This window comes from Bacillus mycoides (assembly GCF_001757995.1).
Lineage (GTDB): Bacteria > Bacillota > Bacilli > Bacillales > Bacillaceae_G > Bacillus_A > Bacillus_A mycoides_B.
Window position 1 is genome coordinate 1 of the sequence record NZ_LXLV01000032.1, and the last position, 15,614, is coordinate 15,614.

A 15,614-nucleotide genomic window follows, 5' to 3' on the forward strand; every position below is an offset into this window, starting at 1 on the left:
CGTCGTTCCTGTTGCTACTCCTGTCGCTCCTGTTGCTCCTGTTGCTCCTGTTGCTCCTATTGCTCCTGTTGCTCCTGTTGCTCCTGTTGCTCCTGTTGCTCCTGTTCCTGGAGTAACACTAATTAGTGTCGTTAATAGGTCTAATAAGAGTTGTAAAGTTGATGGAGCAAAACAAGTCTTTATAGAGAAGAAGAAATCTGCAAGAGCGCTGTAAAATTGTTGTAATAGTACAGACAATTGCCCCAAGTCTGGATTAGGAGATTGTAATTCATTTAAAATACTTTGAACTAACTTTTTTAAATAATCTCCTTCTGTAGTAGGTAGTAATAAATTTAGTAAATCTAAGAGTTGGTTAAACAAGTTGATTAGTATCAATTTATTTGCAGCATTTGGAGTAGCAAAAAACGTTGGTATAGCTATTATTAAAGCATTTAGTAAACTAATCAATTCATTTAATTGTGAATTGCTAGGACAAACTACCTTCGGCTCACAACAACCACCTGTAATAATAATTGAATCACAGTGATTATTATCAGAACAATCATTATGTTTCATATTTTTCCTCCTTACTTATTTATTTTCTGAGTACCTTTCTATTCTAAGAGTTATTGAATATATAGTTATATTTTATTAGCTTTGAGTAATAATTTCCTCTTAGAAAAGAAAGCGCTACTAATAATTAAACAATAAAAAACGCTGTTTTAATTATCTTCACGACTCTCATATTAATTATATGTCCCTAAAAACTTAATGCTTAGATTATATACCTAAACTCAGTAACACATTTCAAAATTCCACGTTTCTATTTTTAATACATAATCTTATTCTCAAAAATAATCAATTCAAATGAGGCGTAATAAATACAAAAAATCATATTGGTTATATAGGTATGTAGCCGCGTCTCTTATAAAAAAAAATCATAAAATAAAACATGGGACAAGCTTCATCTTAACTAGCCCCATAAATTCAAAATAGAGGTGAAATATTACATGCCCATCATTCAACCTTTTATGGCATCAAGAAGATTCACGTCCACTTTAGGTGCTGGTACTGGTACTGGCGTAGCTTTTTCAATCGCTGCTACAGCATGCTTAAACGACTCTGGTACTACTGCAACAGCATTTCCCACTTACACATACTACAATCTTTATGTCAATGGAGTACTTCAACCTAGTGTAAACTCAACTGTCACTACGGGACCTACTGGTGCAATTACCATTCCAGGTGGAGATGCATTAGATCCTGGAATTCCAATTACAGTTGAATTTATCATCACTTAATATCTATTTTTTCAGTCAGACAGATTACTCAAATATGAGAATCTGTCTTTTTTAGTTAATAGTAATAAACTGCAAAATAATTGAAGATCCTTGTAAAGGTGGCTCAGAATCTAATAATGTCAACTGACCAGCAGAAACCTCATAAAAAGGCTGTGGCTGAAGAATCCCATTTATAAACAAATTAATATATGAAACCTCATCTGGAGAGAGAATTTGTGTTGTACCATATTCAGGTACTCCATCAGCATTTGTATAAATAAGCTTTTCTCCATCTGAAAAAGTAAAATATAGTATATTTGATGTTTGTATATTACCAATAGGACCAGTTTCTCCGGTTGCTCCTGTTGCTCCCGTTTCTCCCGTTGTTCCAGTTGTTCCGGTTATTCCGATTGCTCCGGTTGCTCCGGTTACACCTGTTGCTCCCGTTTCTCCCGTTGTTCCGGTTTCTCCCGTTGTTCCGGTTACACCTGTTGCACCGGTTGTTCCTGTTATTCCGGTTGCTCCGGTTGCTCCTGTTGGAATTCGAATAACTGGAAGTGGTGGAAATGTAGGTCCAATATTTTCAAAAATTGATGTTTCATTATATTTCTTCAATTTACCCCCCCCTTTCACTTAATAATTATTAAATGTATATTTCTTTTAAATGTTAAAAAACGCATTTTCATTTACAATTCCTGTTAATGAACGTTATTATATTTCTTATCAAATTAATATAACAACTCCATAACTTACAGGATCAACATTAATCTAAATTTGCAGGAAATTCCCCCTAGCTATTCCATCACAATACGTAAGGTAATCATTTTCCAATCCTATATGCAATACTGCTTTGACACTCAACTGTGTGTCTTTTTTATACGAAAAAAGCTATCTAATTATAGATAGCTTTTTCATAATATATTAAGAAACAGGATAATAAATTGTCATACTCACTCTTGTTAATGTTTCTCCTAAATTGTAATAAACATGTGTTCTATCCGCCTTAAATCTAATGGAATCACCACTTTTTAAATTATATTTACACCCATTTACTTCAATTGTTAATTCTCCATCAAACACTGTTATAAATTCTTCCGTTCCTTCTTTATGAGCTTCCGCGCTCAAACTTCCCTTTTCTTCAATTTCAATCATATAAATTTCAAACTGTCTATTTTCTTGGAACGAAAATGAAGGAAATACTCTATACCTCCCATTATCCTCAGACAATATTTGGATATCATTCCGTAAAACTATAGTCGTATCTGGTTGTGGATTATTTATTAAAGAAGTAAAGGAAACCTTTAGTCCATTAGCGATTTTCCAAATTGTTGTAATCGTAGGACTAGATTCCCCTCTTTCAATTTGTCCAATCATTGTTTTACTCACACCTGTTAATTGTGAAACCTTTTCCAAACTCAGTTTTTCTTTCTTACGAATAGCTTTTAAATTTTTTGCAAGGATAATTTGAATTTCCTCCATAAAAAACACTCCTATACCATATACAATATAACGACCATTATGTATAATAAAAAGCGCCCGTTATATTGTTCTTTTCGGTCATTATAACACACGAATAAGAGGGGGTTTTTGAAATGCCTATATTTTCTTTTTTATTATTTGTCTTTGTTAGTAGCTTCACACCAGGCCCTAACAATTTTTTAGCTATGACATACGCCAAGCAATATGGATTAAAAAGAAGCATTACATTTTGCCTAGGTGTGGCTTTCGGTTTTTTTATTATCACTTCATTATGTAGTTTCTTTAATATTGTACTTATAAATATTCTGCCATTAATTGAATTCCCTTTAAAAATTTTAGGTGTAGCTTATATGCTGTATTTAGCTTTTAAAATACTCACTAGTAAAGGCAATACAGATACAAATGAAAAAAGTAATAAAAACTTATTTTTAGTAGGAATTATGCTTCAATTTGTTAACCCGAAGGGAATTTTATTCGGACTGACTGTAGTATCAACTTTTATTCTCCCTTACTACCATTCATATTCTAGTTACCTTTTCTTTTCATTGTTTTTAGGCATAGTCGGTTTAATGAGTACGTTTAGTTGGTGTCTATTCGGATCGATGTTTCAAAAACTTTTATTAAAACACAACCGAATATTTAACATTATTATGGCAGTCTTATTAGTGTTTAGCGCTATTTCAATTGTTATTAATTAGTTCTAATTCTTAATTTTAGATTTCACCAAATTGGCTTTTACGGAAAGTTCATCTCCCACCTAACTTCTTCCGCTTCAGCCGGATTTTTGGGTGGGAGTCTTCTAGCAATAAGATTAGCTATCCAATTCTTATATTTTGTTTAACTGAATCAAACGCTACAGTACGTATATCTTAAGTTTTTTCTCTTATTCTCCTAAATAGAACTTTTTTCTACCTTGTACAAACATTTCTTACTTTCATTAAATACAATATATTGACAAATAAAAGATAGGAGATTAAAGAATGGCTGATTATTTTTATAAACATGGTAAAAAGTATTATAAAAACTATTCATATTCTCTCAATACAAAAGAGAACTGTTTCATTAAAACAACTAACATCCGATAATTTATGTATTTACTTATCTATCATTTCTCGTTACTTAATAAAATAACATTTTTGTTTATAAATTTTACACATTTAAACTAGACAAGCATATGTTATTATATGGAGATCCCCTCCACTTATAAGATTCTTACCTTTCTAAGAGTACGTTTATAGGCGTGCTCTTTTGATTTTTTATTCAATAACGATTTTTACATCCACACGCTTCTTACTAAGCTTCATTGCTAAATAAGGCTGGATATATTTTTTCTATTTTTGAATGTATAATCCAAAACTTATTACTAGAAACCGTACAAATACTAATAGCTCTTCAAAAAAAGAAGCAGCTGCTTCTTTGGCGAAAGACAATTCGGATAGTAATGTTTGCAAATACAAAAAAGCGGTTTCTCTTTCCACGAGAAACCGCATCACATCAATATTTCCGTTAAATTTTAAACTGACTCGTATACAAGTCAAAGTTGTAGACTTGCATTTTAAAATAGTTTAATTTTGTGCTATTTTATTGGGATATCACGTTTTTAACAAGGATATATCAGCGATATTTTATATCTATTTCGTATAGGTGTTAGCAAGTTCGTTTGCAAACTGCAGCTTTCTAATCGTCGCAAGTATCGCCATCTGACGGTTGATTTTCATGTGACTCTGGATGTTCATGTTTTTCCACCTCATATTCTTTTAGATGTTCCCACATGACCTTGTCATTGATATACGGCACTTGCAGTACGGTAAAATTTCCCTTCCTAAAATAGATGATAGATGTTCTAATCCAGACTGATCAATTACAACTTCTGATGCGGTACGAGTCGGTAAACGGAAACCAAGTTTGGCATTCGCCATCTGTTTTACTACCCTTGGTAATGTATCTCCTGTAGGATACTGCGCACAGAAGACAATACGAAACCCAAGTACCCCTCCAACACGCGCAATGTAACTAAGCATGTATTGGCACTCTTCCAACATTTTATTATGAGCCCTCGGTAACCCTTTTGCAGGTGTGAGCACAGCCCCTGCATGCCATTCCATAACCTAATATCGTTATTACGAAAATCATAATTGTTGAATCTATTTTTATATTTTCCATATTTGAGCCTTCTCTGTAATTGATTATTATTATATTAAAATATTTCAATATTGAATTATAAATAATATTATATAATCCCTAAAAAAGATATCCGACGCTGATCGTTATCAAGTGCATATTTTAATTTCCGTTCAATTTGTTTAAAACGTATCTCATGATTTTTATCGTCACCTTTCATTTTAGGAAAAAGAACGACGCCCCCCCCCGCTTAAGCCTGTTCTTCTTGATTTTTCATCCAGACGCACAATGCTTTGTAGTTTTTAAGCACCTTCACCACACGTCTTCGCATCTCCTTTTCATCGATATCTTCAAAAAATGACAATTGATTCATACGATACGGTTCCCCTCCGTTCGATCTTCTTACTTATGAATGGATTATTTTATTGGGTTTTCCTCTTCACTTGAATAAAACCCAATATTCCGTTAATACTTTAAATACTAAACTTCGGATCCCCCTTGGAGATGAGCAGTTAGCTTGCGCTAACTGCTTTTTACAAATACTCATTAATTTACCCAAGCACATTTTGAAAAATTCCGTATGATATGGTGTATTCCTTTCTTTTGAGTGAATGATCTCGTCATGAGAGCACTTTATTAAGTGCTCTTTTCGTATTTCAAATACATACAAATACATACAAAATGAAATTTTTATATTAATCTTAATTACACATTTAATTGAATATTAATTCGTCAGACACGAATCATTTCTTATAAGGACGCTCTATATTTACGCCCTTATTTAAATACTCAAATTTATTCCCCCGCATATTTTTATAAATTGTATACAGTGCCATATGGGATTGTTGAAAAAGAAATTCCGTATGGCGTAATATGATGCATTTGTTGCATTTGCTGCTGTGCTTGTAACGCTTGTTGAACAGCTTGAATTGTACTTTGTGCTCCGCTATACGTAATACCCGCCGTACCATACGGACGCATTCTATCTCGGGTATCAAAATATGAATAAAACATTATTATTCAACTCACTTCCATATAAGTTATTACAAAGTATGTTATGATTCTTGATTTCAGTGAGTGTTAAAAACTAGTCCACCAGCTTTTATTCAAATAGCGTTTTTGTTCAACTGCCTTCTTTTAATCCCCACGCCTTATCAAAATATAATCTTATATATCTTTCAACTTATTATGATGCAAGTGTCTACACTAAATTGTTAGACAAGCATAAAATAAATTGAGTCTAATAATAAAGGAGAAATAAATATGCAAAACCGTTACATGCTTACAGTCAAACTCACCTCATTTAACGGGACAACGCTGACTGGCATTACTATAGAAGGTATCACGTTGACAGCGAACGTCACGTTAAGAACAATCTACCATCAAGCAATTCTCAATCGATTCCCCCCTCAGGACCCAGTTCGTCCCCTAGTCGTGAACTATAACGCAGCCGTCAAATCTGGCAGAAGATCTGCTATCTTGAATGCAGTGACGCAGCTCGCGAATGCTGGGGCAAGCGCGCAGGTCCGTCTGGACTCCTGCAACAATACCGTGGCATCCTTCCGTCCCGTTCCCTCAATAATATAAGTCAGATACCCGTCACAATAGGGTACCGACTGTGACGGGTACGAAGCTGTTCGAGTGAATAGTCCTCAAATGTATGATTGTAAACCTAACATATGCGGTTGACTAACGCCAACTCGTATACTTATTTCTTGTTGTGATTTATTTTGCGAGTACATATCCCACACAATCATTTCTCGATCTGGTAACGTCTGCACAAAGGAATTAACCAACATTTTATCCTCAACTTCTTTTGTTTTATCCACTGAACATTCATCAACCAGCATTTGTTCTATAGTTAAATCATCATCGCCATTCCCTGATGAATGAGCCACCTCATTTAATGATTTTGTTATTTGTTGATACTGCAAAGCCTCTTCAACTGCTTGTATGGATACATCTAGCTTCTTACTAATTTCTTCTAGTTTCTCTTCCGTAAGTCCCTGTCTCATGATTTTCCCTTTTAAGTAATACACATCACGTGGCACCTTTACCTTTTGAGCGTCCCTAATGTTCACTGCAATTATGCCGAATATCTTTGAAATAGCATAGGTAGAAAATTCACATCCATACGTAAGATCAAAACCCTTTCTCGCTTTCAGTAAACCGATCATGCCGTATTGAATTAAATCATCTAGTTCTAATCCCGTGTTACTTTTTATCACTTCCGCATTTGAACTGTATTTTCCCCAAACGAAATTATAAAATAGATTTTTGTATTTCTTCACAAACTCATCATCCGACATCCCTTTCACATCAACAACCTCAGGCATTCTCCCCACTCCTTTTGATTTCTCTCATATCAGTCGGACCCGTCCATTCCCCTTCTTTTTCCCACTTCTTCTTGAGCTTCCCGACATACGTAAAGCTACGATCATACATAATACTGATATCCTTATCTGGAATTCCTTGTTGATTCAAATTCCTGAAGGTTTCAGGTGTTAACTCAATCGGTCATTTCACTCTTGGTCCACCGTTCCTTTCGGGTTGTGTATCAAGGTATCTACCCAACTGGCGTAATTCTTGACCAGTCGGGCAGTTTTTACAAACACTAATAGTAAAACAAGCATTATCTGAACGATTGTAATAACAACGTCTGCATTTCTATTCGATGATATCGCCAATTTCGTATGTGATTTGGATGCGTTCTACTTTCGTTTCACTCATTAACCGAATTATTTCACATACACTATTCACTATCGATTCCATTCTCCTCTTCACCCCTTGAATAATTTTTTAAAATCAATACATACTACTTCCAAGCCGCTTAATCCACGGCTAGTACTTCTTTCTTTTGTTACAGTAATAAGCAGGTAGGTTCTTCACCTATCTGCTTTCTCTGTATATTTTTTAAGATATCGAAAACACTACCTACAAGCTGTTTGAACTAGCAGCTTCACTCTTCTTGTAATGGGACAGCGATTTATCACAATTAGCTAACTCATTCGACTCACTGGCAGACAACCGAAATTATTGTCTGCTTTTTGTATGAGAATTTTCATTTTACATATACTACTTTTGAGCCTGTTTACCAATGCAAGCCATTTTGGTGTTTTGAATTCCGACTAAGCTTCCTTGTTGCATGGATTATTACATCTTTGACAACATTGGATATAAGCGCGTTTTCTGGCTATTCGTAGTTCTAATCCAGAATAATTTTCCTCCTATAAAGGACAGCAGGTACGACTGCTTGTCCTTTTTTACTTATATTGCATATTTTCCTTTTTGGTAACCTCGAACATTGTTGTTCACACTACACCCCTTTTCCAATTCCGCAAACCTTTGTAACCAAGCTTCCCAACGCTCTGCATACGAAGCTTCTTGCTGTTTAGCCACCTCACAATGTCTATTAGTCAAACTTTAAACCCGGATAATATATTGATACTAGATACAAAAACTTCTAGCTCTAGACGATTAATCTCAATTGATGAAAAGACAATTGAAGCATTACAAAAACATAAAGTAAAAATAAACACTGATAAATTAAGACTTGGTCAAGCATATATAGATTGCGATATAGTTGTTAGTACCAAGCAACGCTTCTTTTAAAACAAGGAGTACATCCAAATATTGTAAGTGAACGATTGGGCCATAAGGACATTTTCATAACTTTAAATCGCTATTCACATGTTTTACCGGGAATGCAAGAGGATACTGTTAAAACATTTAGTGAAAGATTATTCAGATAGCAATGTTTGCAAAATGTTTGCAAATACAAAAAATACGGTTTCTCTTCCCACGAGAAACCGTATTACATCAATATTTCCGTTAAATTTTAAACTGACTCGTATACAGATCAAAGTAAAACCCTCTATCTTCCATGAGAGTTTCATGATTTCCTCTCTCTAAAATACTTCCATCTTTTATTACAAGTATTTGATCTGCTTTTTCAATCGTTTTCAGCCGATGAGCAATTACAAAGCTCGTTCGCCCTCTCATTAAATTGTTTAATCCGGCTTGAATTTGTAATTCTGTTCTCGTATCAATATTAGATGTAGCTTCATCGAGAATTAATATATCTGCATCTGCTAAAATTGCTCGTGCAATCGCAAGAAGTTGTTTTTGTCCCTGACTTAAATTCGAACCTTCTGAAGCGATTTCTGTTTCATATTGATTCGGTAAATGCTTAATAAAAGAATGTGCTGATGCAGCTTTAGCAGCGGCCATTACTTCTTCATCACTTGCATCCAAACGCCCATACCGAATATTATCCATAATCGTCCCAGCAAATAAATACGTATCCTGTAAAACAACCCCTATTTTACTCCGTAAAGAATTAATATCATAATCCTTTATATCTTTTTCATCAATGTTAATTTGCCCTTTTTGAATGTCATAAAAGCGAGTTAACAAATTAATAATTGTTGTTTTTCCTGATCCAGTTGGACCGACTAAAGCGATGGTCTCCCCAGGATTTGCCTCGAGACTCACATCTTTTAAAATCATGTTGTCCTGTGCGTATCCAAATGAAACTTTCTCAAGCCTAACATGTCCTTGTAAATTTTGTACAAGTACTGCATCTTTTTTATTTTGAATTTCTGGTACTTCATCCATAATTTCAAAAACACGTTCTCCTCCAGCAACTGCCGCTTGAATCGTATTCATTAAAGTTGCAAATTGACTAAGTGGTCTTGAAAATTGTCGAGAATAATTAATAAAAGCTGCAATGACACCTACCGTTGTCATTCCGTTTAATACCATTACCGATCCAGTTCCAATTACAAGCCCCATTCCTAAGTTATTAATAAAGTTCATACTTGGAAAAATAAATGCTGAAAACGTTTCAGCCTTCGTTGCTGAAATTCTTAGCTGTTCGTTAATTTCATTAAAGTTATGTACGGTTTCTTTTTCTTTTCCGTATAACGTAGTTACGTCTGCACCTGTAATAGCTTCCTCGATAAATCCATTTAATTCCCCTAAATCCTTTTGACGCTTCGCAAAGTTTTTACCACTATAAGCAACTAGTTTTTTTGTAACGAAAAACATAATAGGTACTGTAATTAAAGTTACAATCGCTAAAATCCAATCTAATGAAAACATCGCAATTGTTACACCTATAAATGTTAACGCTGAGGAAATAATTTGTACAACACTTTGTGTCAAAGCTTGATTTAAGTTATCAATATCATTTGTCACACGGCTCATTAAATCACCTTGAGAACGTACATCAAAGAATCTTAGAGAAAGTGTTTGGATTTTCTCAAAAATATCTTGTCTTATTTTTTGTATAGTCTTTAATGCAACATTAATCATTACAAATGTTTGTAACCATGTTAACAATACGGTTATCCCATATATTGCAATGAGCAGCATGCACATTCTCGCTGTCCCGCTTAAATCCTTCGGTACAATGTATTCATCAATGATGACCCCCATATAATATGGCCCAAGTAAACCTAGTAATGTCGTAATAAATACAAGAATAATAACAAACATAAGAGATGCTTTTTGATACCCCATGTAGTTCCATACTCGCATTATAGTTCCTTTAGTATTCTTTGTTTTTCCCGTTTTCGGATCGTTACGTCCACCCTTATTTCCAAATTGTCCTTGAAAATTACGCACGCTCTTCCCCTCCTTCTTGCTGCAGGCTACCACCTTGGGAAAGATAAATTTCCTGATACACTTCACAAGTTGCCAATAAAGCCTCATGCGTACCATTTCCAACTAATTCACCGTTATTCAAAACGAGGATTTTATCAGCATCTATAATAGAAGATATTTTTGATGCAATTAAAAATGTCGTTGTGCCACTATATCTCGCCCTTAACGCTTCTTGTATTACAGCTTCTGACTTCGCATCAACTGCCGATGTAGAATCGTCTAATATAAGAATAGATGGCTTTCTCACTAGGGCTCTTGCAATAGATATACGTTGTTTTTGGCCGCCAGATAGATTCGTTGCACCTTGTGTTAAGTTATATTGATAAGAGTCGTCCAGCTTATTGATAAACTCAGTCGCACAAGCAGATGAAGATGCTAATTCCAATTCATCATAAGTGGCATCTTCTTTGCCATAACGTAAATTCTCTTCTATACTGCCTGAAAAGAGAAGTGCCTTTTGTGGAACGAAGCCAATTGAGGCACGAAGTTTTTGCAAATCGTATGCTTTCACATTAACATCATCTATACATATTTCACCTTGATCAACATCGTAAAGTCGTGGCAATAGTTTCGCCAATGTAGATTTACCACTTCCAGTAGATCCAATAATTCCTATTTTTTCACCTTTACGTACTGTAAATGAAATATCTTTTAAAACATATTCATTATTTTTCGTATAACTATAGCTAACATTTTTAAACTCTACATTACCACCAACTTGTTTTGGTTCATATACGTCGCCTTTAGTTGTAATATCAACTTCAGTATGTAAGACTTGTTGTACACGATTAGCTGATGGAAAAGCACGGGCAATTTGAATAAATACCATACTAATAGACATAAGTGACATTAAAATGATATTTAAATAGTTAATAAAAGCTAAAATGGCCCCTACTTGGAGTGTACCGTTAAAAACTTTCTCGCCACCAATCCATAAAGTTGCTACAATCCCGCCATTTACAACTAGCATAATAATTGGCATCATCAATGAAATAATTTGTATTGCACGAATATTTATTTCAGTTAAACTTGTATTAACTTTCTCAAACTGTGCGATTTCATATTTTTGTCTTACATATGCTTTTATAACACGTACACCGGATAAATTTTCTTGTAGCTTTGTGTTTACTTTATCTAATGCTTCTTGTACTCGTTTAAATGAACCGCTCGCTTGACCTGCAATCCATACAATTGCAACTAATAAAACGGGTACGACAACAAGTAAAATTGGAAATAGGTCTCTCGCTGTTACAAAGACTATAATGATACTTCCAATAAATAATAACGGTCCACGGACAAGTACACGTAACGTCATCGTCATTGCCGATTGAATAGATGAAATATCATTTGTAACGATTGTTAATAATTTACCTGTTCCAAATGAATCACGATTTTTGCTAGAAAATGTTTCTATTTTCGCAAACACATCTTTTCGTATGTCTGTAGCGAAATTAACAGCAGCTTTTGTAGAATACATCATACAACCAAGTCCTCCAACTAAACCGATCGCTGCTGCCCCTATCATAAGAAACCCCATTTTCATTACATAATTCAAATCCCGATTTGCAATTCCAACATCAATAATATGTTGCATTATTGTCGGTTGAATTAAGTCCATCGCAACCTCAAGTACCATAAATAGCGGCCCAATAATAGCGAAGAACATGTATGGTTTTAAATACTGTAACAACTTGCGAAATGATTTCATACATAATCTCCTTTTTTTATGAAATTACCATTGAATAATTCATATCCCTCCTTACTTAAGCGATTTAGTCTAGAATTTCTTCATTACTTCTAATATATTATGTAAATTAATATTTAACATTATTAAATGATAAGCATTAATGACTTTCCGGTCAATAAATGTGCTTTATCTTACGTAAATACAAAAACCGCATTCTTAATAGAAAGAATACGGTTTTTCATCTATATTTGTTCAGTTGTAAAATTCAGTCTCGAATCCATTATTTCCAGATGGGTTTCACATGTAAAAATCTATTTTAATAAGACTTTTACCTATATCCTCCATCAAAAGCGTCTATTTGAACATTTAAAACTCCGTTAATACCGGGAATTTATAACCTTTAAAATCTATCTCTTTATTACTTCGAACCATTAAATACTTATTAGACTGTAATTCTGTAAACTGTACATCCTCAATCCCTAATTGATCTGGAGAAAAATAAAATTCAATTTCTGTAAAGCTTTCCGTGATTTCCGCACATATTTCATCTAACACTGGAAGTACCGGTGCAAATACTCCAAATACTTTCAACTTTTCATTGTCCACTTCATAAACGATCAGAGCATCTAGTTTCTCTGAATAATACAGTTTCTCATTCCATTCCGTGTCATACATATTTAAATAAAATGAAGACTGGAAGTTTAATGTTGAAAATTTATTTGATAGCCTTTGGCTACTATCGATCGTTTCATGTATTATCTGTCTATTTTCTTCATTATAGTAATCTAATTTTCTAAGTAGAGAATCTTTATTATTATTTTTATCGTATGGTATAGTCATCAAATATTCCTGCACAATTTTAAATCCAAATGATGTATATAGTTCAGGAGTTTCAGTAAACAATAACGTACATTCACACTGCTTATCGATTTCTTCTATCATTTTACTCGTTAATTGAGTCATGAGTCCTTGTCTACGAAAATTAGGATGTGTCATTACTGATTGAATACCCACTGCATTAATTTTTTCACCATTGATTAGCAATGGTAGTGAAAATGCTGCAACATTTGCAATCACTTTATCTTCTTGTAAAAATGATAAAGCTTTATATGTATAATCCCAATATCCTTTCTCCGAAAAATCTTTCAATGTTTGACTTGTAATCCCAAACACTTCTTCAAATAAAGGAAATAACTGCTCTCTTTTCGGTTCTTCTATTAGAAAATTTACAATTTTTTCAACATTCCCCATGTTGTCCCTCCATACGTCAATTCCATTAAATTAGATATACTTATATGACCTACTCTTAAAATAATAGGCCTTACAAATCAATATACTATCATAAAACTTAAAAGAATAGTCTAATTTATTTTATGTTTTGACTTTCAGAAAATAAGTCAAATAAACTAATATTAGAATTTCTGAATATTAATAAGTTTATTATATAAAAATAGTGCTTTCTAATTAGCTTTTACTAATAGAAATGCACCATTTATAAAAAAAAATTTTATTCTTTCGTTCCTTCAAGCCTCTCCTTCGTATTAATTTCTTCTCCGCTCATACGCTTTCCAAATGTCTTTCTCCAACTAGTAGAAAGTGCATTTACTTCTAAAATTCTTTTTAACCCTTCAATATTTAGTTTTTCCTTATGCATGATACGATTAGCAAACGCTACTGTAACACCTTTCGAATCAGGCTCCAGCCGTTTTAACGTATCGACTGGTGATACCCACCCTTCTTTTAATACACGAAAATAAAACCCTGTATATCCTGTTTCTTGAAAATATAGTGGTAACTTGGGAATATTGTATTTCTTAGCTAGTTTAAAACAAGGCTGTCTTGGCTGCGTCACTTGTACTATCGCTTCTCCAAGTTGAAACGTATCACCAATACAAACATCCTCTTCGTGCATACCGCTAACTGTTATATTTTCTCCGAAGGCTCCATATACAAGGTCTTGACTCAATTCTTTCTCCCAATATCCATAATGTTCTCCCGAATACACACAAACTGCTTTATCCACTCCACCATGATGAACTAAATCCGCTTGGCCATCACCTTTAAATTTTGCAAACGTTAAATATATAGGCTCCTTTGTTTCAACTTTATTTATGCCTGTTTGAATTAACTTTCCTCCATATATAACCTCTTTTGGCAATCCTATGTTTAGAGATAGTATCTCATATTCTTTATTCATCCTTATCGCTCCTCTTGCTTATTTTACATATAAAGGCGTTAAATGATATATTCCTATCGGTAAACCGCCTCATACCTTTTTTGAAGTACTTGTGAATAATTTCCTTTTAATACGTTCGATTTCAACAATTCTGCTTCACCTCATCTAATTTTTATAATCAATCTATTTCTGATAAAGTGATTATAAATCTCATAAAACCATTGTTCAATTCAATTATTTATATAATAATGATAGGTATATCCTATGATTGAATTTGAGGTGATTCCAATCGAATTACGACAACTAGAATATTTTTTAGCTGTTTCGAAAGAGTTACATTTTACAAAAGCAGCTGAGAAATTAAACATTTCACAACCTTCACTAAGTCAACAAATACGTGCATTAGAACATGAAGTAGGAATGCCGCTTTTCGATCGAATTGGTAAAAAAATATCTTTAACTAAAGCAGGAAGAATTTTATTATCACACGGTAAAACAATTTTTCATGAAGTCGAACAAGCTCGTTCTGCCATTCAAGATTTAAACGGACTACAGCACGGCTCCTTAACAATAGGATCTTTGTTAACCGTAATAAATTATTTACTACCACCAGCTATATTAGATTTCAATAAGCAATATCCAAATATCGAACTTTCTGTGTTGGGACTTCGTACAGGAGAAATTCTTGAAAAATTATTACAAAACGAACTAGATATTGGCATTACATTTCTCCCGGTGCAAGATAAAGAGATTATTTCTACCCCTCTATACAAAAGTGAACTTACATTAGTCGTGCCAACCGGTCATCGATTAACTGAACGTGATCATGTATCTATTGCTGAATTACAGAACTACCCTTTAATTCTTTCACCTAAAAATTTCTTTTTAACCGAACTAATTACATCTCATTGTCAAAAATTCAACTTTACACCAAAACCAATTTTAGAAATTAGTACGATGGAATCTTTAATTCAAATGGTCGCACAAGGTATGGGGATTACCGTGTTACCAAAACCGTATATAGAATTTTTGCAAAGTGAGCACATACAAGCTATTAAAATTGAAAACCCCACTCCAACAATAGATATAGGACTTATTTATAGAAAAGATAAGTATATGTGCGCTGCTACCCGGAAATTTATTGAGCAACTAAAAATAACAGTACATTCTTTACAAAACTAAATGAACAAAAGAGATTGTCCTATGAAGTCATATCACAACGACC

General features: G+C 33.7%; 13 protein-coding genes and 3 pseudogenes. 4 read left to right on the plus strand and 12 right to left on the minus strand.

Going from position 1 to position 15,614, the window contains the following annotated elements; translation table 11 throughout:
• Positions 1 to 555: collagen-like repeat preface domain-containing protein (locus BWGOE10_RS12380; RefSeq protein ID WP_131798964.1), on the minus strand; the 555-nt coding region annotated here is incomplete at its 3' end.
• 434 nt (positions 556 to 989) lie between these two features.
• On the opposite strand from BWGOE10_RS12380, the gene BWGOE10_RS12385 reads away from it, so the two are divergent.
• Complete coding sequence (locus BWGOE10_RS12385; RefSeq protein WP_070142693.1) at positions 990 to 1,280, plus strand: DUF4183 domain-containing protein; 291 nt, start codon at positions 990 to 992, stop codon at positions 1,278 to 1,280.
• A gap of 51 nt (positions 1,281 to 1,331) precedes the next feature.
• On the opposite strand, the gene BWGOE10_RS12390 is transcribed toward BWGOE10_RS12385, so the two are convergent.
• Together BWGOE10_RS12390 and BWGOE10_RS12395 are read right to left on the minus strand one after the other, a co-directional pair.
• Positions 1,332 to 1,874 (minus strand): DUF4183 domain-containing protein, encoded by a 543-nt coding sequence (locus BWGOE10_RS12390; protein ID WP_070142690.1) that lies wholly within the window; start codon positions 1,872 to 1,874, stop codon positions 1,332 to 1,334.
• 306 nt (positions 1,875 to 2,180) lie between these two features.
• The gene (locus BWGOE10_RS12395; protein ID WP_070142688.1) at positions 2,181 to 2,738 is read right to left on the minus strand and encodes a helix-turn-helix domain-containing protein; all 558 of its coding nucleotides are present in this window, start codon (positions 2,736 to 2,738) and stop codon (positions 2,181 to 2,183) included.
• 113 nt (positions 2,739 to 2,851) lie between these two features.
• Between BWGOE10_RS12395 and BWGOE10_RS12400 the strand changes: the two genes are divergently transcribed.
• Both BWGOE10_RS12400 and BWGOE10_RS34015 read left to right on the plus strand, forming a co-directional pair.
• Complete coding sequence (locus BWGOE10_RS12400; RefSeq protein WP_070142686.1) at positions 2,852 to 3,436, plus strand: LysE family translocator; 585 nt, start codon at positions 2,852 to 2,854, stop codon at positions 3,434 to 3,436.
• 282 nt (positions 3,437 to 3,718) lie between these two features.
• Positions 3,719 to 3,817 (plus strand): annotated as a pseudogene (locus BWGOE10_RS34015) (exosporium protein D); the annotation flags it as partial.
• A 598-nt stretch (positions 3,818 to 4,415) separates the two neighbouring features.
• Here BWGOE10_RS34015 and BWGOE10_RS33390 read toward each other — a convergent pair.
• From BWGOE10_RS33390 to BWGOE10_RS12445, 9 genes and pseudogenes are all read right to left on the minus strand, one after another.
• A pseudogene (locus BWGOE10_RS33390) lies at positions 4,416 to 4,828 on the minus strand (cell division protein FtsK); the annotation flags it as partial.
• A 281-nt stretch (positions 4,829 to 5,109) separates the two neighbouring features.
• Positions 5,110 to 5,232 carry a hypothetical protein gene (locus BWGOE10_RS33710; protein WP_257209089.1) on the minus strand — a complete coding sequence of 41 codons (123 nt, stop codon included), beginning with the start codon at positions 5,230 to 5,232 and terminating at the stop codon, positions 5,110 to 5,112.
• A gap of 440 nt (positions 5,233 to 5,672) precedes the next feature.
• Positions 5,673 to 5,873 (minus strand): DUF3947 family protein, encoded by a 201-nt coding sequence (locus BWGOE10_RS12410; RefSeq protein ID WP_070142684.1) that lies wholly within the window; start codon positions 5,871 to 5,873, stop codon positions 5,673 to 5,675.
• 638 nt (positions 5,874 to 6,511) lie between these two features.
• Positions 6,512 to 7,195 (minus strand): sigma-70 family RNA polymerase sigma factor, encoded by a 684-nt coding sequence (locus tag BWGOE10_RS12420; RefSeq protein WP_070142681.1) that lies wholly within the window; start codon positions 7,193 to 7,195, stop codon positions 6,512 to 6,514.
• Positions 7,188 to 7,589: pseudogene (locus tag BWGOE10_RS33395) on the minus strand (hypothetical protein). Before BWGOE10_RS33395 ends, BWGOE10_RS12420 begins: the two are co-directional and overlap by 8 nt.
• Positions 7,590 to 8,690: 1,101 nt before the next feature.
• Positions 8,691 to 10,487: an ABC transporter ATP-binding protein gene (locus BWGOE10_RS12430; RefSeq protein WP_070142679.1), complete on the minus strand. Its 1,797-nt coding sequence runs from the start codon at positions 10,485 to 10,487 to the stop codon at positions 8,691 to 8,693.
• A complete protein-coding gene (locus BWGOE10_RS12435; protein ID WP_070142677.1) occupies positions 10,480 to 12,234 on the minus strand; it encodes an ABC transporter ATP-binding protein in 1,755 nt (584 codons plus the stop codon). Before BWGOE10_RS12435 ends, BWGOE10_RS12430 begins: the two co-directional genes overlap by 8 nt.
• Positions 12,235 to 12,579: 345 nt before the next feature.
• Positions 12,580 to 13,464, minus strand: a complete 885-nt coding sequence (locus BWGOE10_RS12440; RefSeq protein WP_070142675.1) for a GNAT family N-acetyltransferase — start codon at positions 13,462 to 13,464, stop codon at positions 12,580 to 12,582.
• A gap of 256 nt (positions 13,465 to 13,720) precedes the next feature.
• Positions 13,721 to 14,410, minus strand: a complete 690-nt coding sequence (locus BWGOE10_RS12445; RefSeq protein ID WP_070142674.1) for an MOSC domain-containing protein — start codon at positions 14,408 to 14,410, stop codon at positions 13,721 to 13,723.
• Between the two features lie 258 nt (positions 14,411 to 14,668).
• On the opposite strand from BWGOE10_RS12445, the gene BWGOE10_RS12450 reads away from it, so the two are divergent.
• Positions 14,669 to 15,571 (plus strand): LysR family transcriptional regulator, encoded by a 903-nt coding sequence (locus BWGOE10_RS12450; RefSeq protein WP_098786667.1) that lies wholly within the window; start codon positions 14,669 to 14,671, stop codon positions 15,569 to 15,571.
• The last annotated feature ends 43 nt before the right edge of the window (positions 15,572 to 15,614 follow it).